We start from the raw sequence: 23,207 nt of genomic DNA, 5'->3' as shown, positions 1-23,207 counted from the left end.
AACCTGGTTAATTAGCTATGTTGAACAGAACATATGATTGAATATTGAGCGGGTAATTGCATAATTTTGTCATTAGATTTGGCATTAGTGGCAATGAATGTTTCTCCCGATTCCAGAAAAGAGAAATCTGATGAAGGAAATAAGCTTTGGAGGTTTTCTAAACTCACTGCACCCGGTTTTATGTTAGATTCTAATACCTTCGCTAATCCTAATGGTATTTCCTGATTTTGAATCTTTTGTTGGAGCAAATTATGAGCTTGAGAAGAAAGTTCGACTATATACAAAATTCCTTTATCTCCTAGTAAAACTTTTAGTTGTTCTGCTACGGTAGAGCGTTGCTGAGGTTCAATTTGATGCAAAACACCCCGCACATAAATATTTGCATCGCCAAAACGCTTGTGAATTTCCTGTATTTTTTCTAAATTATCTAAAACTTCGTAAGTAATAAGTAATCCTGCATCTTGTGCTTGTTTACGTGCTAATTCTACCGCTGTTTTACTAATTTCTAATCCAATTACTTGATTAAAATGCTGGGTAAAAAATTGAGTTTGCGTACCATCTCCGCAACCAAAATCAATTAACGGTAAATGAGAATCTTTCAAAAAAGGCTGGAAACGTTCATAATCAAGTTTCACACCCGATAGATATGGAACATTCCATAAAACTTCAGAAGAGTCATGAATATTGCTCCAATATTTATCCCAATTTGCATTATAATCTGTTCGCATATTAACTACTCCTTTTTCTGGTGTAAAATTACTAATTTTTTTGATCTGTCTTTACGTCAGTGTTAATGATAATTTCAGGACGATAAAAAGCAATCATGTTTAAGAAAATTCTCAATTAAAAAAAGCAATTCTTGAGGTTGTTCGCTAGGCGGAAAATGACCGCACCGTGCTAACCAATCCAACTTAACATTAGGCATTTTTTCTGATAGCTTGATTACGTCTACTTTAGGAATAATTTGGTCTTCTTCACCAGCAACAATCAACGTCGGTACTTTTATATCTTCAAAACAAGATTGCATAAATTCAAATCCTCCTTCATTTAAAAAACTTTGATATGCAGGACGAGAAAGAACTCCATCAATTAATAGGCGCAAAGATTTAGTAAGTTTAGGAGAACGATAATATGCAGCCTCCATAAATTTTTGAGGAGATTCGGACAAATCCATCAAATATTCCCACCATGTAGTTGGGTTTTGAATAAAACCAAATCCTGTAATTACCAAAGCCTTAACCAACTGTGGTTTTAAACGACTGATTTCTGCACCAATTATGGCTCCGGCTGAACTACCTACTAAAACCCACGGCTGGGGTATTTCTTGAGTTTCCAATAAAGTTAAAACAGCTTGAATATTGTCGGCATAATTTGGACTATCGTTATCTATAGATGACAAACCAAATCCTAATAAATCAATTGCGATCGCAGTTTGCTCGCCGTTTAAAATCTGTAGTATATTTCCCCAGCTACTAGAAGGGTTGCCTACTCCGGGTAAAAACACGTAGCTGTAATCAGTGTTGCCCGTTACCTGAAGATAATGTAACTCTCCTTGCTGTTGTGGTAAATCTAATTTGTGACGTGTAATCCCGGTGGATTCTAACATCTTTAGAGAGTCTGTCAAAGATTTGATGTAAGGGTCTTTTGGACTTTCTATTGATGATTCGGTATTTGTTTGTTGCCTTAAATCTACCATCTGAGCAATGGCAGCAACAGATTGAAAATTATCTGGAGTCACAGCATCATCAGGTACTCTTACACCAAAGGTATCTTCGATTTTTGCAATTAAAGAAACCATTGCTAAAGAATCTAAAATACCAATAGCTAGCAAAGGAGTATCTATATCTAAACCACTATCTTCACTTTCTAAAATTTCTTTATTGATAAAGGTAATCAATTCTGCTTGAACTTCGGTGTAATTAACTGTTGTGCTTGTCATGTTGTTTAACCAAAATAAAGGTGCTGATGATAATTGAATAAATAGAGTTAGGTAAGTCGGCGTGAATGAAACTAACTATGGAACGAAATGTAAAAATCCTAAAACAATTGGGATTGCGTCGTCGTGCCTCCTCGCAATGACAGAAGACAATTATATTTTATTCACGCCGAGCTACTTATCGCAAAAATAATGATTCTAGATTCTTCCTTTAAGCGAATTAAAAACAAATATGACATATAATTTTAGCTATTATATTTTCCTACTGATTCGAGCAATTTTCTTCTATCAATTTTTCCATTACGATTCATAGGTAAACATTCCAAAAAGTAAACTTGATCGACAATCATATAACGAGGTAATCTTGAAGAACAATATTGTTTAATGTTTATCAAAGATAAAGCATTGTTTTTGGCAACTAGAAATGCCAATAAACGGGCTGCCATTCCTTGATTTGCTACAACAACAGCAGCTTCAACGATATCGATATGAGAAAGCAGAGCAGCCTCTATTTCTCCTAATTCAATACGATAACCCCTTACCTTGATTAAAGAATCAATACGACCTATAAGTAGGTAATTTCCATCATCTTGCTTCCTAACAATATCACCTGTGGCGTATGTTCTATTATGCTGTAGTGCTTGTCCCCAATAACCTAACATGACTGTAGGTCCAGATACCATTAACTCCCCTTCTTCTCCGGCAACAATTGCCTTTCCACAACTATTCACTCCCCACAGTTGATTACCGCAACAAGCTTTACCAATTGGAATAGATGCTGTTTGTTCTTCTGATATATTTTCTACCTCAAAATATGTACAAACATTAGTTTCTGTCGGTCCGTATAAATTGAGTAAACGAATTGCTTGCCAATGTTGTCGTAACTGCCTCAAATATTTGATCGGAAAAACTTCACCTGCAAAAAGTACTACTCTCAAATAATGTTCTTGCACTTTTAATAAATCGCCGTGCAGTATCATCAAGATTAAAACGGAAGGAACAGAGTACCAAACGGTGATTTTTTCCTGAACTAAGAAATTAATTAATCGCTGAGGAATATAAGCAATTCCTTCTGGAATTAGACATACACAAGCCCCTTTCAAAAAAGGTACATAAATATCTAATACGGACAAATCAAAATGAAAAGGAGCATGATTGGAAAATCTATCTGTGGATTGGGCATCGATTTCTTCCGCAGCCCATTTTATAAAAGCTAAAGCATTTTGGTGACTCAGACACACTCCTTTTGGTTTACCCGTAGAGCCTGAAGTGTAAAGGATATAAGCTAACTCCCCATCGTCTTGAGGTAAGCCTTTTATAGGCTGTTCGGAAAAACAAAATATATCTTGCCAAAACTCATCGATATTTAAACACTTAATATCTGCTAAATCATCTTTTAGTTGTTCGGCGCGAGAATCACCGATCGCAATTGCGCTGAGTTGACAATCTCGTACAATAGTAGCAGCTCGCAATACTGGACTCAATGGATCTATAGGTACGTAAGCAGCACCCAATCTTAGAATTCCTTGCATTAATGCGATCGCCACAGCAGATTTATCTAACCAAATTCCGACTCTACTTCCTTGTTTAACACCAAGTTGGGCTAAAGCGTGACTCAAACGATTTGCCAAAGCATCCAATTCGCCATAAGTAAGATTTTGTTCTGGCGATCGCACTGCCAGAGCTTGTGGTTGTTTACGAGCAGATTCAATTACCAAATCTGATAGATTCATAAACCTAATCTCCTAGCAATCAAATCACGTTGGATTTCTGAAGTTCCTGAAAACAAAGTTGTAGGAATAGAATCTTGCAACATCTGCTCCATACCTGTTTCGGTTAAATAGCCTATACCACCGTGGATTTGTATTGCATCTAAACTAGATTGAATTGCCGCTTCACTTACTGCTAATTTAGCCAAGGATACATCTATAACAGCATCCTCGCCTTTATCCATCAAGCAACAAGCCCGATAAACCAACAAACGAGCTGCTTCTAGTCTAAGTTTCATATCAACTATCCGGTGAGAGACAGCCTGGTTTTTACCAATCGATTTACGGAACTGTTTTCGCGTTGAGGCATGAGCAATAGTTTTCTCTAACTGGCGTTCCATCATGCCTATATAAGTCGCAAATAAACAACTCCTTTCCCACTGCATAGATTGAGCAAAAATAGTAGTCCCTTTTCCTTCTTCTCCAATTAGATGCATAGAAGGAATTCGGCAGTTATCAAAGGTCACAGGACTAATTAAGGATGTGTGCAATCCCATTTTTTTGAAAGCTTCACCGATGTTTACTCCCGGTGTATTTCTTTCCACGACAAAGGCACTAATGCCCATGTGTCCATGAGCGGGATTAGTGGTTGCATAAACAACGAAAACGTCGGCAATTGGGGCATTGGACACATAGCTTTTAGTTCCATTGATAATATATTCATCGCCCTTACGAATTGCTAAAGTTTGAAGATGGGAAATGTCCGAGCCTGCTTCTGTTTCTGTCATGGCATTTGCGCCAACGAATCTTCCAGAACACAAAGAAGGAAGAAAAGCTTGTTTGAGTTCTTCACTGCCATACTCATAAATTGGCATCACACAAGCACATAAATGAGCTGCGACTGAGAAAACAAATCCCCTGTCTTCGCATACTTTGCCTAAAGCTTCTTCAACTCTAGCTGTAGTTAATGCATCCAGTCCCATGCCTCCATATTCTGTAGAGACACATAAACCTAATAAACCCATTTCCCCGCATTTTCGCCACTGACTGCGAGGAAAAAAGCTTTGATGAACTGCTTCAGAAGATAATTTTTTGAGATTACGTTTGGCAAACTTTAACGTATGCTCATATAGTTCTTGCTGCTTTGGATTCCAATTAAAGTTCATGCATTTTGACCATCATCTAAAAGGATGTTTATAAAGTATTAAACTATCAACTAAGCATATGCAATTTTAATCTTTAGCAGAATGGAATACACAAAACCTATTAAGTATCAATCTTCGACAAAAGCGAATGTAACTATTTGTAACTCATAATGCAACAATCTGTTTAGCAGCTAAAACAGTTATGAAATAACATATAGCAATCCGGAAATACTTTGTCAACACTCAGAATAATTGACACATAGAGTACAAGTACAAAGATTTTTATTGCGTACAAGTCAACTTAATAATTTATTTAATAGAACTTCGTTCTTATTAGATGTATCTAAAATTAGACCGAAATAAAATATAATTAAAACAGGATTTAAAAAATTAGGAATCTGATTCGTATTCCTTATAGTATTAATTTGATTTAGCTATATTACTTGTGATAGCAGTCACATCTTTATCTTTTTTAGAAAAATGTACTTATTGTCTGAATTATCCACACTGTTGTCTTGTTTGATGTAACAGTATTTACGGCTATTAAGTAAGTTGGCACTAATAAATCTAGCTATGTAACGAAAAGTAAAAACCTCAAAGCCCTTGCGTTAGCGCAGCTTACCCGGTAGGGCATATGCTACTCTTCGAGAAGCTTTCAGCAACGTCGTGCCTCCTTCCCGTATTGGGAACACTAAGCCCTTCGGGCATACTTCGTGAACGTGAACGCAATGACAAATTACATTTATATTTATTTACACTCGTGAGTTATATAAACCTTCCCTACTCCCCCCAACCCTATTTCCTCCCCAGAAGAAATGTTTAATTTATTTTGTACAAGTACTTAAGTTTCTTAAATATTTAAATTAAATTAAATTAAATAATCAATTACCAATACACAGAAATTGATAATTGATTATTGTTCATTAATCATTGGTCATTGACTACTGAATATTTATTTCGTGTAAATAAGGTTCCATTTGTAAATCTTTGATTTTAGTCATAGTTTTACTACGAATAAATGAGTCCGTTTTTCCGATCGCATTGAGTTCTGAATCAGCAGCTTTATCTAATCGAGCTACAAAACGTTTTTTGCTATTATATTCAGCTAATTTAAATTGAGCTTTAGTGTAAGCGGATGCATCTTTAGGAATCTTTTGTAGAAAATTAATTGCATCATCAAACTTACCTAATTCTGCTTGGTTATAAGCTTGTTGTAAAAGGTAAGTCGATCTTACAAGCTGCTTTTGCTCGTATTCAGCTAGCTTTTGCTGTACCAACTCACGACCAGAAGCTTCTCTAGGAATTTGACGGAGGAAATGCAAAGCACTATGAAAGTCTTTTTCTGCGGCTTTTTGATAAGCTTTGGCAAGATATTCGTCTTTTTGCGCTTCAACATAAACCCGCGCTTGCGTAGTTAATTTATCTGTTTTTGTCTGCCAATATTCAATATTAGGAATATCCGCTGTACTGCGAAGTACATCCGTCCAGCGACTTTGTGCAAAAGCTATTTTAGCAGCTTCGTATTTTTGAGCAGCAACTTGCCATTGTTCTTGCCATTCACCAATTGTAGCTTGAGCCTCCGGATAAACATTACTATCTGAAGGAATCGATTTGGCCAGTGCGATCGCACCTTGTAAATCACCCGATTCATATTCTTGCTTTGCTTGAGATAAAGCATCATTTTCTGAATATGCTGGTGAATGATTCACTATAGAATAAGCTCCAAATCCTATAATCATAGAATTAGCAGCCAACCCAACTTTCATTCCCGTTAATAAAGGAGATGAATCTCTATTTTTAGATACTTTATGACTTTTTAAATAACCGTCATTTTGAGGATAATCGGAAAAAACAGTATATTCTGCATCAATAACTTGAGAACCAGCATCCAAAGGTATTTGCTGGAGGATTTCCAGTACATCTGCTGCGGTTTGAAAACGTTCTTGGCAGTCGTAACGAATCATTTTACTAATAATAGCAGCAACATAATCGCTAACTGCGGTATCTCGACTGCGCCATAATGTTTCATTACTTGATGGATGTTTCTTCAACTGTAGCGGTGTTAACCCTGTTAAAGCCTGAATAGCAATCATCCCTAAAGCATAAATATCGCTATTTGGCTGGGTTTTCCCAATAAATTGCTCTGGTGGTATATAACCCAAAGAAGTAACGGGAATTGAATAAATAGGTAATACTTCATCCGCACCAAAATCAACTGGTTGGATCGAACCAAAATCAATTAGTACTAATTTGCCATCTCTGGTACGTCTAATTAAATTTTCTGGCTTAACATCGCAATGAATTACACCTTGAGAATGAACGTATTGCAAGACATTTAAGACATCTGCTAAAAACCGAACAACTGCGTTCTCACTCCAGAAAAAGTCTGGATTTTTATTTACAGGTAATTCCGTACTCAGCGAATGTCCTTCAATAAATTCCTGTACCAAATAAAAACGTTCGTTTTCTTCAAAACAAGAAATTAACTGAGGAATTTGCTTGTGGTGTCCCAAATGCTTGAGAGTACGAGTCTCAGTCAGAAAACGTAACCTCAAATCTTGCAAGTAGCTCGGTTGCGAACTTGTAACCTTGAGTTGTTTAACAACACGCTTGGGATTATGTGGATGTTCGATATCCACTGATATGTATGTTTGTCCAAATACACCTGCACCTAAGCTCTGAACAATTTGGTAACGCTCTTGCAGTACCTTTCCAATCATGTAGTTAGTCATGAGATGGTTACTTAGTCACTCCATTATTTAGGTTTTCGGACAATCCCTTCATTTTCCGGAATTCCTTATGAATAAATAACTTGAGGGCATTTTTTAGTTTATTTAAGCATGAAAAGCGTACTGATTTATACGTATCCATTTACATTCTCTTTATCTAAAACCCTTATCACGCACTGAGTACAAAATATTCACACTGTTTTTGAGTATAAGCATTATTTTTTACCAATGCTCTATGTCCGTAGAGGTATCTTTTGTGATAAGTATTTTACGCGACAGAGGTAAATTATTGCAAAATAAATTAAACATTTCCTCTGGGGAGGGAATAGGGAAGGTTTATAAGCTGATGTGCAGCTAAATTAGATAATGCGAAAATTTGAAAAGGTTGTAGTGCGGTAGCGCAGCGTGTCCGTAAGGACATGCATCTTGCTCGCTAGTACTATACAAATTAAATGCGTAGCAGCTTATAACTCACGAGTAATTATATAAATAATTTTGCGTCAGTACTTATGAGAGACTGTTTGATTAAGAGAATTCATCCACTTATGGTTAAATTCAATTAAGACAAATCAAGAATTGAACGTGAAAAAATACTTTTTTGGAACGATCGCACTAATTACAGCCCAAATAATTGCTAATCCCGCTCATGCATCTGAAGTAAAAGTTACACCTGTAGGCAGTCACAATGGCGAATTTTGTGCCTTTGACCGCGCTTTAATATTTGAAGATCCAAATGGAACACGTTTAGTTTACGATGCAGGCAGAACCGTTGCTGGTGGAGAAGACCCACGACTTAGGAAAATTGATGCAGTATTAATCAGTCACGTTCATGGAGATCATTTAGGCGATCGCCATATATCTTCAGTAAATGCGGGTGAATGTGGCAAACCGTCGGCAGAAGTTAGCGTAACTCCTGTGTCTAACAGCGTGAATATAGCTGTGGCAAAAAAGGCTAAAATCGTTGTCGGTAGCGAGATGAGCAGTTTTCTGGCAAACAAGGTAGAAGCGTCGGGTGGCGATCGCAATTCAGTGCAGCTTGTCCGTTTCGGTGCTTCAATTGATGTCGGCGGGGTTAAAATTACTACCGTACCTGCGGTTCACTCCAATGGATTGAGCGGTGATTTTATCGAAGGTGAATTAGGAGAAAACTTAAAAGCTGCTGGTTTGACTGCTTACGTGGGTCCACCGACTGGGTATGTACTTACATTTACTAATGGTTTAGTAGTTTATTTATCGGGGGATACTGGCGTTACCGCAGAACAAAGAACTGTAGTGCGCGACCAGTATAAGGCTAAATTGGTGGTGATTAACATCGGAGATACCTACACCACAGGACCGCAAGAAGCAGCTTATGTAGTTAATAAATTAATCAAACCCAAAGCGGTTATAGCCTCACACGCTAACGAAGCAGCGACGCGATCGGGAAAGGTGATTCCTAACACTAAGACTGACAAATTTATTCAAGCAACTAATGCACCCGTGTACGTTCCTCTTAGCGGAAAAACAATGGAGTTTGACGGAGCGGGAAAATGTGTTGCTGGCTGTCAAAATTAGCAAAGTCGCCGTAGGTTATAGGGCTTATATTAGACTTTGCTCAAATTTGCGAACAATTAAATATAAGGCTTTAATACTAATTTCTATTCAAAGATGGTGCGTTAAGCTGAAGTTATAACGCACCTTACCATCTCATGACTCAAACATTAAACAAAACAATAACATTTGAAGAGTTTATCGAATGGAAGCCTGAAAATAAATTATATGAACTGCACAACGGGATAATTGTTGAAGTGGCACAACCAATTGGTAAACATGAAAATGTTGTAGGATTTTTAATTGAAAAAATTTTAGTTGAGTATGTTCGTTTAAAATTACCTTATTTCATTGCTTCTAAAGTACTGGTAAAACCTGATGGTAAAGAATCTGCTTATTTACCCGATGTGTTGCTACTAAATAAGCAAAATTTAAAGAATGAGCCTTTGTACGAGCAAAAGTCTACTATTTCTCAAAGTGAACCAATACCGTTAGTCATAGAAGTTGTAAGCACAAATTGGAGTGATGATTATGCTTTAAAATTTGATGAATACGAAACTATAGGTATACCAGAATATTTAATTGTTGATTACTTAGGGCTAGGTGGTAGACAATTTATTGGTAATCCCAAACAACCTACTATTACTGTCTGTCAATTAGAAGATGGTGAGTACAAAAGCAGTTTATATAAAGATGATGAGGTAGTTAAATTAAAATCTTTTCCAGATTTAAAATTGACTGCCGAAGAAATTTTTAAATCTGCTTATATCGAAAATTAAGTAAATCATTATTCCATCTCTTCAACAACTTCCTTCCTATCCGAATTACAAGCTAGAATAAACTAAGTTTAGCTAAGTCTAAAAATGCGAATTACTAATATCTATGAAGCTAAAACTAATCTTTCTAAATTAATCGAAGCTGTTTTAGCAGGGGAAGACGTAATTATTGCTGAAGCTTGTAGGTTGGGTTAGGTTCACGAGTAGGTAAGTTTAGAGCGAATAATTTATATTTGAACCGTAACCCAACATTCTTCTTCTTAATATTTTTCATCATCACGATGTTGGGTTACGACACGATCAAAAAATTCTCGTTACAAGCTAAATTCTTAAACGTGTCTAACCCAACCTACTAACTGGATTATAATCGCCCAAGCAATCTGCGAAAAAATGAAAATTATTACCTACGATAAGACATTTGATGTTTATCAGGTAGAGTTTATTAGAATTTAATTTAAACCCCACCCTAACCCTCCCCTTGTTAAGGAGAGGGAAAAATAAAATTCACGTAAAATTAACCCACGCAGGTGGGTTTTGCCTGTGTAGAAGCGGTTTCAACCGCCGGATAAATGATTATTTCTCATACCCCATTCCCAATCCCCTACTCCTCCATCTCCTCAACCACTTCCTTACGATCCGTCAACGGTTTAACAACCTTCGCGATCGCCTCCGATATAAACGCTTTGACAAACTCATCCCGACGATTTAACTTAAACTGCTGCTGAACAACTTCCGTCATTCCTCCATCACCCCAATCTTGATCGTGACGGAAATATTCAATAAAGCTTTTACCCGCAATTCTAGTTAAATAAGCTGCCGTTACTCCTTGAATTGCTCTACCTATAATAAAGGTAGCAACGTTTAACTGTAGCGCTGTGGAAACTAACTGTAAAGCACCTTTAACTATACCCAAACTCGCCAAAGTTTTCGCTAAGGAAAGCGCTAATTCCCTTCCCCTTTCCATATTTAACTCACAACCGTAAATCCGCCCAATTTCTACTACCATTTGAGCGTTTACCGCAGCAGTTGCCAGTAAATCTACCATCGGTAAAGGTGTTACCGAAACTACTCCCGCACCAATCCATTGAAAACGATCTACAATTTTGTTGGCTTGCCGACGACGTTGAGTATCAATGAGTTTTCTGGCTTCTTCTCCCAATCTTATTGATTGTAAAAGAATATTATCTGCCACTAAATCTTCACCTTCTGCCCGTAAAATTGCTGCCATCCGTCGTAACAGCGGTATAATTTCTGGCTCGGAACGGAAAATATCGCCGTTTTCCAACTCTACCTCCTGCGGATTAGCGGCGATCGCAACAACATCATTTGTAGCAATAAAGCCGCGCACTCGCTGCCGCAGTTTGGCTAAAATAACTTGAGTATCTTCTTCGGCATACAAATCGGTTTTATTTAACACCAGCAGCGATCGTTTACCAATTTCCGCTAATGCCTTTAAAGGTTCGTATTCCGAGCGTCGTAAATCGTTATCGACTACAAATAATAATAAATCGGCGCTCGTGGCTAATTCCCTAGCTAACTGTTCCCTTTCCGTACCCGCAATCCCAGCTTCCAAAATTCCCGGTGTATCGGTAATCAAAATTCTGCGCTCCATCCCCTTGAGACGCAAACAATAAGTTTCCCCTGCTGTGGTAGTTCCCATCGGAGCATCAACTTTACCTACCATGCGCCCCATCACGGCATTTACTAACGAAGTTTTCCCCGCGCTTCCGGTACCGAATACCACTACCTGAATTTCACCGCGTGATAAATTTGCTTCAATTTCGCGGGATTTACTGAGTAAAGCTTGGCGAGAAACTTCATCTTGAATTTGAGCAACCTGCTGACGCACAGCAGATAAAGTCGTAGAAGCAGTCTCGGTTTTCTTTTCAGGAAGTTTAATTGTTGGACGGTTACGATTGCTACGTCGCTGTTCGCCAGATTGGATTTTTAAAGCATAGTAAACAAAGGCTGCAATTAAAGCAGCAACTAGAAGAACCAGCAAAAACAGTAGTAAATTACCCAATAATGGGGAATAAGACAATTGCCAGTAAAGTCGAGATAGCGAGTCTATCAACCACAAGCTAAGCCCGAGGATGACAATTAAACCGACAATTAACGTAATTAAGCGTGATAAAGGTATTTGGCGCATTGGGCAATGGGAATTGGTAATTGGGAATTGTTACCTGTTCCCTATTAATAGAAGATTTTCAATCCAAAATCCATAATCCTGCAACTCCTAACCTTTGACCTGTATTAATGATTCTTTTTATCTAATATAAACATGAAGGCACTTTTTGATAATCAGGAGATACAAGGCTATGGGATTATTTGATGAAGTTCTTAATGCGGTTAACAGCCCCGATCGCCAAGGCAGTATGGATCAAATCGGTGGTATTCTCAATACCGTGCAGCAGTTGAGCGGCAATGCCGGTACTGACTCGAACACGATGCAGTCTGCTATGGGAATTGTCGGAAATTTCGTCCGCTCTTCTTTACAAGAAAAGCGAGTTACTCAAGGCGAACAACAAACACAATCTATAGTAGACCAATTTAGCGGTACTTCTCCCAATTCTCAAGCTGTAAATTCTCTTTTCTCTGGGGCTATGCAACAGCAGGTGGCTCAAGCCATCTCACAACGTACTGGGTTGGATGCAAATATGGCTCTACAAATGTTACCTGTGTTGGTTCCTTTAGTATTGAAGTTTTTGCAGTCGGGTGCTAGTTCTCAAAATCCTCAATCTGGTGGAAATTCGGTTCTTAATAGTTTCCTCGATGCTGACGGGGATGGTGATGTAGACATTTCCGATGCGATGGGATTAGCTAGCCGTTTTATGAGACGGTAGATTCAATTATCAATTATCAGTTATCAAAAATAATTGGTAATTGGTAATTGATAAAGTTAATAATTATACATTCAGCTTCCCTTTTAATTTGTCTTTTTATCCCCTCGTTTCAGCGTTCCCAGTCTCTACATAAATCGAAAAATCATCCTTGCAGAAGATTGACTATAAGCGCATTTGAGTATACTTGAATTAAAACTATTTATAAATAAAAAATGTTTTTATAAATTGTTTTTTGTAAATCATTTACGAAAAGTTTGTAGTATAATTCGATTAAAGAATTTTAAAATAAAAACATTTTATTTAATCTTGATGAAAAAAAATCGGAGAAATTGATGTTAAATTGTGAGAAGATCGCAACTTAGCAGAAATCTATCTAGACATCTGTTATAAATTGACGGGAATAAAGCGAATGGGTGCAGAAATTGTTCTTCAGAGTTTTTTTAAAGCTTTAACTAATAAGGTGGGCAAAGCGTCTTGTAACTTGATTGAGGTAATGAATAATTGCCGCGCTATTTTAACAGAATCCGTACCATTCTTAATCGCCTGTACGGTTTTTTTAAGCGCTATTAGTTTACACAGTCCGATGCTGGTATTTTGCTTGCTTTTGGGCAGTTTAATTGCAGTAGTAATACAGCAAATTTCGTGGAGGTTTAATTTACCAAAGCGTCAATTAATCGGACTGCAAATAATCGCGATCGCAATTATTTTAACTGCATTTTGGTTAGATTATTTTGCAGCACCCGCCCAAGCGCAATTTTTCGGAAAAGCTGAAGACTTTTTCCAGAATACTTTAACTCAAGGTTCCACGGATTCGGGTACTAGAACTGCTGTTAGTTTAGTATTTAACGTGTTACGAGCGCTTTTCCTACTTTACATTGCGATTTCTTTAATTAGTGTAGTGAATGCAGTTCGTAAAGATGAAGATTGGCAAAGTATTATTAGAACTCCTTTATTAGTCGTGGTTGCTGTCACAATTGCCGATGTATTAACTGGTTTTATTATTGGCAAGTAAATCAAGTATCAATGAAGTATTAATAATTGATAATTGAAAAATGGATAAAGAATTTAGACCAGTAAATCAAATTTTAGGAACTCAACCTTCTTTAGGACCACTTCCAGCAGACCAAATATTTCCTTGGATGGTAATTGTTTTGGCTGCTTATTTTATTGTTAATGGAATTTTCGGAGGTCTTTTTAAAGATGATTTCCAAAAGTGGTTGTGGACAGTTTTGATTGCTGGTTGGGGAATGGCTACTTGGTGGATATTAACGGGTGGTAGAAGTTGGCGGTTTTTAAGCAAGTTTATTGGTGTTCCTACCTGGACGAGGGGAATTGCACGCTATCAAAGCTTTTTAGAAGTAACCCATGAAGCCAAAAATCGGCAAGAAAAGCGTCGCAAACGTCGCAGGTAGTACGGTTCGATTAACTCCTTTTGAGGATGCTTTACATCTAGCAACGATGTTAAGGATATCTCTCGATGGTCGGGATGTTGGTGCTTATGTTTTAAATAAACCTAATCAGAAAGATAGTTTTTGTTTCGTTTTTGGTTTCGATTGTCGGGGGATTCACACGACTTTAAGACCCGAACAAATTGATACTATTTGCAATAATATTGAAGCTGGGTTAAAAGATATACCTTTTGGTGAAAAACTGACGTTTCATTTGGGTTCCTTTACTTCGGAAAATAAACGACAGCAGGAATTGGCAAGTTTAATTAAACAAGCTGCTTCACCGAATATTAAATATTTATTGATGGCTGAACGTGCTAGGGTCAAAGAATTAACTCAAAGCGGTATTCGCAAGCCGAAATTTTTACGAATTTACGTTACTTATACGGTTGAACCCGATAGTACAAATACCGATGATTGGATCGAAAGGCTGTTAGCTAAAGGTGAAAAGTGGTGGTTGAAATTTAAGGGAGATTTAACTGCGACCCAGCATCAACGCATTGAAACTGTGGTTAAAAGCGCTTATAAACAAGGTTTTCGTCGTTGGGAACAGATTTTATCTAATAAAATGGGGTTGGATATTAAGCCCATGAATGCAACCCAACTTTGGGGTGATATTTGGAGACGGTTTAACGATACTCAACCGATCAATATTCCTCAACTGGTTACTTTGGATGACAGGGGATTGCATGAAGAGGTTTATTCGGATTTAGCCAGTACCAAGTTGTTAATTGACAACCTCCACAGTACAACTTTGTTGATGGAAAAAAATGTCCCCTGTGCCGATCGCAGTTGGGTTAACGTTAATAATCGATACGTTGGTTTGTTGACTTTTCTGGAAAAACCCGGAGGTTGGCAAAATAAATCATCGCAGTTACGCTACCTTTGGGAATTGATTGCGAGGGAAACTGTTGTTGATACGGAGATATTTTGTCAACTTAGTGCGGCGAATCCAGCTTTTGTGAAAACCACTCTGCAAAGGGTTTTGAAGCAATCTAACATGACGGCAAGGTTAGCTGAAGAGAAGAGTAAAACCATCGATGTCGGCGCTCAAATGAAGTTGAGGAAGTCGGTAGCAGCGCAAGAACAGATATATGAGGGTGCTGTACCAATTTACACAAGTATCGCCATCTTAGTACATCGCGACAGCGTAGAAAAGTTGGATGAAGCGACAAGATATATTGAAAATTGTTTTCAACGTCCAGCACAAGTTATTCGAGAAACTGAATACGCTTGGAAAATTTGGCTGCAAACTTTACCGATTGTCTGGGAAGGTTTATTAGCGAAACCTTTTAACCGTCGTCAGCTTTATTTAACTAACGAGGTACCTGGTTTGATTCCTTTGGTGAAGACTAGGGAAGGTGACGGGAAAGGTTTTGAGTTAATTGCGGAAGAAGGGGGAACTCCGATACAGTTAGATTTATTTAATCAGCATAAAAATTTAGCTTTATTCGCAACAACTCGTGCTGGTAAATCGGTATTAGTTTCGGGAATTTTAACTCAAGCTTTAGCGCATAATATTCCTGTAGTAGCTTTAGATTTTCCCAAACCCGACGGTACTTCCACCTTCACCGATTACACGGAATTCATGGAAGATTGGGGAGCTTATTTCGATATTTCTAAACAATCGAACAATCTGTTTGAACAGCCAGATTTGCGAGCTTTGAGTTATGAACAGCAGAAAGATCGATTTAACGATTATGTTGGTTTTTTAGAATCAGCCTTGATGACGATGATTTTGGGTTCATCAGGGGAAAGTCAGCTATTAACTCAAACAGTGCGATCGGTAATTAACTTAGCGCTGAATGCATTTTTCAACGACGAAGGGATTAGGAAGAGGTATGAGAATGCGATCGCACATGGTTTTGGATCTACAGCTTGGCAAAAAACGCCCACCTTGAAAGATTTTCTCACATTTTGTTCACCAGAACATTTAAATTTGGAAACCCAAGGTAGAAGAGTCGAAGATGCTTTGAGTCAGATAGATTTACGGTTGAGATTTTGGTTATCGAGTCGTGTGGGACAAGCAATATCCGCACCATCGAGTTTTCCCACTGATGCACAACTTTTAGTATTTGCCCTGAGAAACTTATCAGATAGCGAAGATGCTGCGGTATTATCTTTAAGTGCCTATTCGGCAGCATTAAGAAGAGCTTTGAGTAGTCCAGCATCGATATTTTTCATCGATGAAGCGCCGATTTTGTTTGAATTTGACCAAATTGCTGATTTAGTAGGAAGAATTTGCGCGAATGGTGCAAAGGCTGGGATTAGAGTTATTCTATCAGCCCAAGACCCAGATACGATCGCCAAATCCAAAGCAGCATCAAAGATTTTACAAAACTTGACAACCAGATTAATCGGAAGAATTCAGCCAGTTGCAGTTGATAGTTTTGAAAGTATTTTAAAATATCCTCGTGACATAATTAGTCGTAATGCATCAGAAAGTTTCTTCCCTCGTAAAGAAGGAATTTACAGTCAATGGTTGTTAGACGACAACGGAATTTATAGTTTTTGCCGGTACTATCCCGGTTACGAACAATTAGCAGTAGTTGCGAACAATCCCAATGAACAAACAGCGAGAAATCAATTTATGGAAACTTATGAAGATAAATATGAAGCAATTTCCGCATTTGCTCGTCAATTAGTAGCTTCTTTGAGGAACCAATGAAAAAAACAATCTTTTTTACAGTTTTACTTACATTAATAACAATGCCAGCAATCGCTCAACTAGGCAACGTTTGGGGTGATTTTCAAAATTACGCTATAGATTTACAAAATTATTTAAAAGATAATATATCAGATACATTACAACCAGTGGAATCAGAGACTCAAACGGCAATTAGCAGCTTTAATGGAGAATTAAATATTCCCAATCCCGTTGCTGTGAGGAAAAGTTTAAACGACGATATCACAGTTTATTCGCTGTCAGATAATTTTGAGAATAATCCAGCGGTCAACGCTAAATTAGTTGGAAATGAAGTTGATCGAAAACTTACTCGTGGTGTTGCGGTAGGGGTTTTAGGTGAAGAAGCGCAAATACGTTCGAGAATCAAACTGGAAAATATTGATAAATCCATCGATGGGACTTCACAAATAGCCAGAGATGCACGAGAAAGTTCTAGCAATCTATTAGATAATGTTACAGAATTGGGTAGTAGTCTTAACCCAGCATCATCCTTACTCAATCAAAATCAATCAGAATTAATTAAATTGCAATCACAAAGCATTCAAATACAAAGCGAACAATCAAAAATGATTGGAGAAAATCTAGCTCAAACAATACAGTTACATCAAACCTTGCAATATTCTAACTTGAATTTAGCCAATATATCTCAAGAAATCGAAGAATCAAATCGTGCTAGAAGAGTTAATGCATCCGCAGAAGCAGCAAGACTTTTAAGAACCACTTCTCAAGTTGATTTGATAGGGAGGAAGAAATAGTTAGGAGTTAGGAGTTAGGAGTTAGGAGTTAAGAGTAAAAGAAGATTTAACTCGTTTCTAGGCTCAGCCTAGAAATGCATATCTTAGAGGCTCTGCCTCCAGTGTAACCGAAAGCGGAGCCTTCTTTAAATGCATTACAAGGTAGAACCTTGTAACGAGGGTCAAAAATCCAAAATCTAAAATCCAAAATCCCAAGATGCTAATAGCACAAATCGGTATCAACGAAATTATCAAAGATGGTGCAACTACAGTCCAAAGTATTGCTGAAGGTTGGGATAAACAATGGGTAGATTTGTTGCAAAATAATACTAATGATAATCTATATGGAGCGCTAACTAATTTAGGTGTGTTTTTCGCGGTTGGAACTCTACTAATATTTATGACGCAATGGTTAAAAGATACTATAAACAACGATTATTCTCGCCCCATATCGGGTTTAATTTGGCCTTTTGTAGTAGTATTATTTTTAACTAATACTGGCAATGGAACCGTATTATCAAATTTAACTTTGGGAGTACGAAATTTTCTTAATGGGATTAATCAACAAGTAGTAGAATCAGCCGATATCAACCAAACTTACCAGCAAGCAATTAATATGAGCGTTGCTGAAGATGTGGTGGGAGCTTTTTTACGTCCTTGTCAATCTTTAAATGGGGAACAACAAAGACAGTGTTTTACTAAAGCTACAGAAAAAATTGATACCTTATGGCAAGAATATAGAAACTTATATGGAAATAAACCTTGGATAAATCGATTAGAAAATCAAGTAAATCAAATTACTTTAGGAACTGGTGTTTTATCGGAGCAAGCATTTAATTCCTTAATTGGTTCCAGCGTCCAAGTAACTATCAAAAACTTTTTAATTTCCCTACAGTCAGCGTTTCAAAACTTGATAGAAGCCACAATGTTACTCATAGCAGCTTTAGGACCTTTAGCGGTAGGAGGTTCTTTATTACCAGTAGCAGGTAAACCTGTTTTTGCGTGGTTGACCGGATTTTTCTCTCTGGGAATTGCCAAAATTTCTTTCAATATTATTGCCATATTAACAGCAGCAGTAATTGTTAACGGTCCCGGTCAAAACTCTAATACAAATCCTGACTTGATGTGGTTTATAATCTTTCTGGGAATATTAGCCCCAATTCTATCTTTAATAACAGCCGCAGCAGGAGGTTTTGCAGTATTTAACGCTATTAGTAATACCGCTTCTTGGGTTAAAGAAAGAGTTTAAGATAAGTTAGGAGTGAGGAGTTATGAGTTATGAGTTAAGAATTAGGAGTTATAAGTTAAAAATTTACTCAATTTAAATTTATCATTTATTCAAATTTATGAAAAATCCTGTAGTATTTACATCTAGCTACCACCAGGGAGCGAGACCCAGAGACTAATTTCTTCTCCATCAAAATTAATGTGGTGGGGTACTAAAAATAAATATTTGTTCCCAAACTCCTAACTCTCAATCCAAAATCTAAAATCTAAAATCCAAAATTCCGCTCATGGTGCGTTTGCTAGAAAAACGAAAACGAAAGGGAAATCTATTAGTAACCTTTACTGTTGCTAGTTTTGGTTTACATTTATTAACTTTACTTTTATTAATCATTCAGGGCTTGACTATTCGTCAATTAAGTGTACAGAAACCTCCGACTTTTGTACAATTAATTGACGGAAAACCTGTAAATAATAGGGACGAATTGCAGCAAAAACCCGAAGCAATTAGCGAATTCGTGAGTAAAACGATGATATCAATGTTTAACTGGTCGGGGAAATTACCCGCACAAAACATAAATCAAGCCACTAACCCCAAAAAAGACTTAGGAATATCAATTAAAACACCCCAAGGTGGAAGTAAAAAAGTTACTACAAGTAGTTGGATATCTAGCTTTGCTTTTTCAGAAGATTTCCGCAAAGGTTTTTTAGGTACGGTAGCAGAATTGACTCCACCAGAAGTTTTTTCGAGCAATTCTAGCCAAGCAATATTAGCAGAGTTAAATATTACTAGAACTTATCCTCCGCAACAAATTGAACCGGGTAAATGGAGGATAGGAATAGTAGCAAATTTGGTTCAAAAACGTGGAGATGAAAAACAAATAGTTACACCATTTAATAAAGATATTTTCGTACAAGCAATAGATAGCTTTGATTACCCTATTACAGATAATCTTACCGATCTACAACAAGCAATTTATGCAACTCGCAGCGATAAATTAGAAATTTACGAAATTCGCGAATTATGCTTAACCGATCGCTATGACAATCTAGCTACAGACGGATTCAATCGCTGTCAAAATCGGCGATAATCCTATGGTTTTAATAATTACAGTCGATTTTATTTGAGTGAAGTACAGGACATATCGTTATAAGGGAGCAGGGATTACAAACTGCTGTAATTTTTGCTTTTAGTATCGAAAACATTTTTTAATTTTTATATTCCCAATTCCCAATTTTCAATGCAAACCTTTAATACAGATAAAAATCAAACTAATATCGTCCCCTTGTTCGCGATCGGAACATTAAGCTTGCATTTATTCACTTTGCTTTTACTAATGTTTCACGGCAGAATGTTACAGCAAGTTAAGCGTCAATCTGTACCCCAAATTTTGGTACAGTTAGCAGATGGACGAGTTATCACCGCTGATGCTAAAAATAATTTAGAACGCGATCGCCAAACAATTCGCCGTTTTATCGGTGAAAGCATGACTTTGATGTTAACTTGGTCGCAAAAACAATCATCAACGGTAGTTTGGAATGTTACTTCGGAATTATTAAGAAATGATTTTAAACGTGAATTTACTGAAAGATTTAATAACTTTGAATTAGAAAGTCCTGAAGAAAACGTTTTGGTCATTCAAAAGATTTCTCAACCGGAGGTTATTTCCGAAGGTAAATGGAAAGTTGAAATTTTTGCTAATCGTCTAATTTTCAGTCGTGGAGATAATTTAGGAAAGTCAATTCCCTTTAACAAACAAATTTTAGTTGAAGTTACAGATGAGGTAAATTCTCTACCCAACATCCCAACTCCTTTAAATCTAGCAGCTTACCGACTCGGAGAAGCCAGAATGCAAATTTATAATATCTGTGACATTGAAGATAAAAGTTGTTCCGATCAAAAAATTTAAAAATATTTAAAAATATCGTAATTTTTAATTTACCTGAATCTTAATTAAAGTTGAAATTTTAATTAATTTTATTACCAATTCCCAATTACCAATTCCCTATCATGATTAAATCAACATCATCCCCAAATAGCGACGGACTGACCGAATGGGAAATGCGGATGGCAAAACTGGTTGGTTTAGATGAATCCACTCCCGCAGAAATAGAAATGGAACCATCAACAGATGTAATCCAACCAGATGAACCCACAAGCGTTACTCCACAGCCACTTTCCGCAAATCCCTTCGCAAAAGCCGGTTTAGTCGGTGCTGCAACTTTAACTGTAGTTATGTTTGCTGGTGGATTTTTATCTAAAATCATGAGTAACGACAATTCAAAACCCACACAAAATGCGATCGTCAGACCAACCACACCGCAACCCGAAACCAAACCCCGTCAGCAACAATTAGAAGAACAAGTCGAAGGGTTGAAAACCAAACTTGCACTTTCTGAGCAACTCGAAGCGGTAAAAACTGCACAGCAAAAATTGAGAATGGTTAAACCTATACCATCAGCACCCCGTATTGCAGCCAACCCGACTCCCGAAATTCAACCGCAAACCATCCCCCGTGACGCATCCATGTCTATGATTCGTCGCAGACCTCAAACACCGGCGGTACGCATTGTTGAAGTACCTAAAATAGTCACAGTTGACCGCATTGTTAAAGTACCGCAAATATCTCAACAACCGCGATCGCCAAAAGTATTCCAACCAGTAGCAAAAAGAACCAACCCAAAGCCATTATCAGTATTACCACCAGCACCCCCAGCACTCATCCCGACCCCGCAGCCATTAGTAGAAATAGTCCCACCACAACCCAACCCCCTACAAGAATGGACAAGATTAGCAAAATTAGGTAGTTACGGACAGGTTTCTCTCAACGAAAAACAGACTGTTAGCAATCGGACATCTCCTCAAGTCGAAGTTGCTAGAGATGTTAAGGACAAAGAAACCCCAACCAAGCCGATTAGAGAAACACGAACCGCGATCACACAACCAGTCAGAAGAAATCCGAAAACAGTCTTAGTTGGGAGCAGCGCGAGAGCAACATTAACTACAGCAATCTACGGTGAAACTACCAAGTCAGATCGAGGAGATAGCGAAAACAATAATGTTTATGTAATGAGTTTGAAGCAACCTTTGAAAGCCGCAGATGGTACAGTAGCGCTACCTATAGGAAGCCAAATATTAACCAAAATTAACTCTATTTCTGAAAATGGCTTAATGCAGTTAGAAATAGTCAAAATTATGATGCGAGAAAACGGTCAACTCGCGCAAAAAAGCGTATCCCAAAACGTACTGATGATTCGCGGCAAAAGTGGTAAACCGTTAATAGCTAAGCAATATAGTGGCAGTAATTCATCTATGGCTCTGATGGATGCGGGATTATTTGCTTTAGGGGGACTTGGGAAAGCCGCAGAATTAATCAATCGTACCGAATCCGAAGTAGTTACCGGCGAGAATGGCACCATAGCCGTTACTAATGTCAACCGTAATCCAGACATGGCTGCCGGTATATTAGAAGGCGGAATGAAAACCGTAATTCCGCAAATTACCCGCCGCAATCAACGTGCTATGTCTGAAATGTCCCGTAAAACAAACATTTGGTTTCTACCTCCAGGTAAAGAAGTTGAAATATTTGTGAATCAAGAAACGGAATTATAAAAAGTTAGGAGTTAAGAGTTAAGAGTTAGGAGTTAGTGGAACGACTTGCTCACCAACCAGTTAGGAGTTAGGAGTTAAAAATTTAGAATTATTTTCCCCCCATCCCCCCATCCCCTTGTCCCCCCATCCCTTCATCCCTTCATGAAAAAACCTTTCAATTTCCCCATAACTTCCTTAATCTTCTCCGCAACCAGCATATTAATGGCAAGTAGTGTTTTCGCAAATAACGCCGTTTTACGTTCAATATTTTCCTGTCAAGCTCAAGGTTTGGGAGGTGCAATTCCTAATATTAAAGTTTGGTACGAACAAGGTACAAATTTAAGCTTTATTCCCGCAGGAGAAACCATAAAAAAAGTTTGGTTGGATGACCCATCACAAGTTACTCTAGATTTTGATGGTCCGATGTGCGTGCAATTCGGTGGAGACGCTGACACCGGAGATTGCGAAGATTCCGCAGCCAATGTAATTCACCTGAGAAGAATCGAAAAACTTGATATTCCCGGACTTCCTAATACCGACAATACACTTTTAACGGTAATTACAGAAGGTAATGGTAAAAAAAGACTCTATGCATTCCGAATACTTTATCAACAAGGAACTCCCGAATACAACACATTAGCAGTGTTTTCAGACCCTCCAAATTCCGGTGAAACCCCATGTGTAAGGGAGAATAGTTAGGAACTAGGAGTTACTAGTTCCTAGCCTCTGGCTGGGAACCCATGCTGAGAGGCTCCGCCTCCAATTTATACTTGAGGCAGAGCCTCTAATCAATGCATTACAAGGCAGAGCCTTGTAACGAGAATAACTCCTAACTAGTTCCTAGCCTCTGGCTGG

At 37.7% G+C, this 23,207-nt stretch carries 19 protein-coding genes; 13 read left to right on the top strand and 6 right to left on the bottom strand.

The window, feature by feature from the left end; genetic code table 11:
* Nucleotides 1–11: 11 nt before the first annotated feature.
* The 5 genes from VB797_RS17240 to VB797_RS17220 all read right to left on the bottom strand — a co-directional run bounded on the left by VB797_RS17240 (nt 12) and on the right by VB797_RS17220 (nt 7,522).
* The gene (locus tag VB797_RS17240; RefSeq protein WP_323238946.1) at nt 12–728 is read right to left on the bottom strand and encodes a class I SAM-dependent methyltransferase; all 717 of its coding nucleotides are present in this window, start codon (nt 726–728) and stop codon (nt 12–14) included.
* Between the two features lie 74 nt (nt 729–802).
* A complete protein-coding gene (locus VB797_RS17235; protein ID WP_323238945.1) occupies nt 803–1,939 on the bottom strand; it encodes an alpha/beta fold hydrolase in 1,137 nt (378 codons plus the stop codon).
* A gap of 242 nt (nt 1,940–2,181) precedes the next feature.
* A complete protein-coding gene (locus VB797_RS17230) occupies nt 2,182–3,669 on the bottom strand; it encodes an amino acid adenylation domain-containing protein (RefSeq protein ID WP_323238944.1) in 1,488 nt (495 codons plus the stop codon).
* Nucleotides 3,666–4,811, bottom strand: coding sequence for an acyl-CoA dehydrogenase family protein (locus tag VB797_RS17225; protein ID WP_323238943.1), 1,146 nt, complete (start codon nt 4,809–4,811; stop codon nt 3,666–3,668). Before VB797_RS17225 ends, VB797_RS17230 begins: the two co-directional genes overlap by 4 nt.
* Nucleotides 4,812–5,731: 920 nt before the next feature.
* Entirely contained in the window at nt 5,732–7,522 is a 1,791-nt protein-coding gene (locus tag VB797_RS17220) for a serine/threonine-protein kinase (protein WP_323238942.1), read from the bottom strand.
* 579 nt (nt 7,523–8,101) lie between these two features.
* Here VB797_RS17220 and VB797_RS17215 point away from each other — a divergent pair.
* The 3 genes from VB797_RS17215 (at nt 8,102) to VB797_RS35005 (ending at nt 10,020) form a co-directional block, all read left to right on the top strand.
* Nucleotides 8,102–9,073, top strand: coding sequence for an MBL fold metallo-hydrolase (locus VB797_RS17215; protein WP_323238941.1), 972 nt, complete (start codon nt 8,102–8,104; stop codon nt 9,071–9,073).
* Nucleotides 9,074–9,207: 134 nt separating this feature from the next.
* The gene (locus VB797_RS17210) at nt 9,208–9,828 is read left to right on the top strand and encodes a Uma2 family endonuclease (protein ID WP_323238940.1); all 621 of its coding nucleotides are present in this window, start codon (nt 9,208–9,210) and stop codon (nt 9,826–9,828) included.
* An 84-nt stretch (nt 9,829–9,912) separates the two neighbouring features.
* Complete coding sequence (locus VB797_RS35005; RefSeq protein ID WP_416350880.1) at nt 9,913–10,020, top strand: type II toxin-antitoxin system Phd/YefM family antitoxin; 108 nt, start codon at nt 9,913–9,915, stop codon at nt 10,018–10,020.
* 406 nt (nt 10,021–10,426) lie between these two features.
* Here VB797_RS35005 and VB797_RS17205 read toward each other — a convergent pair whose 3' ends face one another.
* Nucleotides 10,427–11,965, bottom strand: a complete 1,539-nt coding sequence (locus tag VB797_RS17205; RefSeq protein ID WP_323238954.1) for a GTP-binding protein — start codon at nt 11,963–11,965, stop codon at nt 10,427–10,429.
* Between the two features lie 178 nt (nt 11,966–12,143).
* Between VB797_RS17205 and VB797_RS17200 the strand changes: the two genes are divergently transcribed.
* The 10 genes from VB797_RS17200 (at nt 12,144) to VB797_RS17155 (ending at nt 23,051) form a co-directional block, all read left to right on the top strand.
* A complete protein-coding gene (locus tag VB797_RS17200; RefSeq protein WP_323238939.1) occupies nt 12,144–12,668 on the top strand; it encodes a DUF937 domain-containing protein in 525 nt (174 codons plus the stop codon).
* Between the two features lie 493 nt (nt 12,669–13,161).
* Nucleotides 13,162–13,680: a hypothetical protein gene (locus tag VB797_RS17195; protein ID WP_323238953.1), complete on the top strand. Its 519-nt coding sequence runs from the start codon at nt 13,162–13,164 to the stop codon at nt 13,678–13,680.
* 40 nt (nt 13,681–13,720) lie between these two features.
* Nucleotides 13,721–14,080 (top strand): hypothetical protein, encoded by a 360-nt coding sequence (locus tag VB797_RS17190; protein WP_323238938.1) that lies wholly within the window; start codon nt 13,721–13,723, stop codon nt 14,078–14,080.
* Nucleotides 14,034–16,784 carry a hypothetical protein gene (locus VB797_RS17185; protein ID WP_323238936.1) on the top strand — a complete coding sequence of 917 codons (2,751 nt, stop codon included), beginning with the start codon at nt 14,034–14,036 and terminating at the stop codon, nt 16,782–16,784. The genes VB797_RS17190 and VB797_RS17185 overlap by 47 nt, the downstream gene beginning before the upstream one ends.
* Entirely contained in the window at nt 16,781–17,557 is a 777-nt protein-coding gene (locus VB797_RS17180) for a hypothetical protein (RefSeq protein ID WP_323238935.1), read from the top strand. The genes VB797_RS17185 and VB797_RS17180 overlap by 4 nt, the downstream gene beginning before the upstream one ends.
* A 196-nt stretch (nt 17,558–17,753) precedes the next feature.
* On the top strand, nt 17,754–18,785 hold the full coding sequence (locus VB797_RS17175; RefSeq protein ID WP_323238934.1) for a hypothetical protein: 1,032 nt from the start codon (nt 17,754–17,756) through the stop codon (nt 18,783–18,785).
* A 265-nt stretch (nt 18,786–19,050) separates the two neighbouring features.
* The gene (locus tag VB797_RS17170) at nt 19,051–19,851 is read left to right on the top strand and encodes a hypothetical protein (protein ID WP_323238933.1); all 801 of its coding nucleotides are present in this window, start codon (nt 19,051–19,053) and stop codon (nt 19,849–19,851) included.
* Nucleotides 19,852–20,001: 150 nt separating this feature from the next.
* Entirely contained in the window at nt 20,002–20,670 is a 669-nt protein-coding gene (locus tag VB797_RS17165; RefSeq protein WP_323238932.1) for a hypothetical protein, read from the top strand.
* 101 nt (nt 20,671–20,771) lie between these two features.
* Nucleotides 20,772–22,373 (top strand): TrbI/VirB10 family protein, encoded by a 1,602-nt coding sequence (locus VB797_RS17160; protein WP_323238931.1) that lies wholly within the window; start codon nt 20,772–20,774, stop codon nt 22,371–22,373.
* 141 nt (nt 22,374–22,514) lie between these two features.
* Nucleotides 22,515–23,051: a hypothetical protein gene (locus tag VB797_RS17155; RefSeq protein ID WP_323238930.1), complete on the top strand. Its 537-nt coding sequence runs from the start codon at nt 22,515–22,517 to the stop codon at nt 23,049–23,051.
* Nucleotides 23,052–23,207: the final 156 nt, after the last annotated feature.

Origin of the sequence: Rivularia sp. UHCC 0363 (assembly GCF_034931125.1) — a bacterium.
Taxonomy (GTDB): domain Bacteria; phylum Cyanobacteriota; class Cyanobacteriia; order Cyanobacteriales; family Nostocaceae; genus Rivularia.
The sequence above is the reverse complement of the archived record's forward strand: the minus strand, read 5'-3'. Positions and strand labels throughout refer to the sequence as shown.

Excerpts from the sequence above, each read along its gene's own strand:
- VB797_RS17240 (WP_323238946.1), bottom strand. The coding sequence starts at position 728 with ATGCGAACAGATTATAATGCAAATTGGGATAAATATTGGAGCAATATT.
- VB797_RS17235 (WP_323238945.1), bottom strand. The coding sequence starts at position 1,939 with ATGACAAGCACAACAGTTAATTACACCGAAGTTCAAGCAGAATTGATT.
- VB797_RS17230 (WP_323238944.1), bottom strand. The coding sequence starts at position 3,669 with ATGAATCTATCAGATTTGGTAATTGAATCTGCTCGTAAACAACCACAA.
- VB797_RS17225 (WP_323238943.1), bottom strand. The coding sequence starts at position 4,811 with ATGAACTTTAATTGGAATCCAAAGCAGCAAGAACTATATGAGCATACG.
- VB797_RS17220 (WP_323238942.1), bottom strand. The coding sequence starts at position 7,522 with ATGACTAACTACATGATTGGAAAGGTACTGCAAGAGCGTTACCAAATT.
- VB797_RS17210 (WP_323238940.1), top strand. The coding sequence starts at position 9,208 with ATGACTCAAACATTAAACAAAACAATAACATTTGAAGAGTTTATCGAA.
- VB797_RS35005 (WP_416350880.1), top strand. The coding sequence starts at position 9,913 with ATGCGAATTACTAATATCTATGAAGCTAAAACTAATCTTTCTAAATTA.
- VB797_RS17200 (WP_323238939.1), top strand. The coding sequence starts at position 12,144 with ATGGGATTATTTGATGAAGTTCTTAATGCGGTTAACAGCCCCGATCGC.
- VB797_RS17195 (WP_323238953.1), top strand. The coding sequence starts at position 13,162 with ATGAATAATTGCCGCGCTATTTTAACAGAATCCGTACCATTCTTAATC.
- VB797_RS17190 (WP_323238938.1), top strand. The coding sequence starts at position 13,721 with ATGGATAAAGAATTTAGACCAGTAAATCAAATTTTAGGAACTCAACCT.
- VB797_RS17185 (WP_323238936.1), top strand. The coding sequence starts at position 14,034 with ATGAAGCCAAAAATCGGCAAGAAAAGCGTCGCAAACGTCGCAGGTAGT.
- VB797_RS17180 (WP_323238935.1), top strand. The coding sequence starts at position 16,781 with ATGAAAAAAACAATCTTTTTTACAGTTTTACTTACATTAATAACAATG.
- VB797_RS17175 (WP_323238934.1), top strand. The coding sequence starts at position 17,754 with ATGCTAATAGCACAAATCGGTATCAACGAAATTATCAAAGATGGTGCA.
- VB797_RS17170 (WP_323238933.1), top strand. The coding sequence starts at position 19,051 with ATGGTGCGTTTGCTAGAAAAACGAAAACGAAAGGGAAATCTATTAGTA.
- VB797_RS17165 (WP_323238932.1), top strand. The coding sequence starts at position 20,002 with ATGCAAACCTTTAATACAGATAAAAATCAAACTAATATCGTCCCCTTG.
- VB797_RS17160 (WP_323238931.1), top strand. The coding sequence starts at position 20,772 with ATGATTAAATCAACATCATCCCCAAATAGCGACGGACTGACCGAATGG.
- VB797_RS17155 (WP_323238930.1), top strand. The coding sequence starts at position 22,515 with ATGAAAAAACCTTTCAATTTCCCCATAACTTCCTTAATCTTCTCCGCA.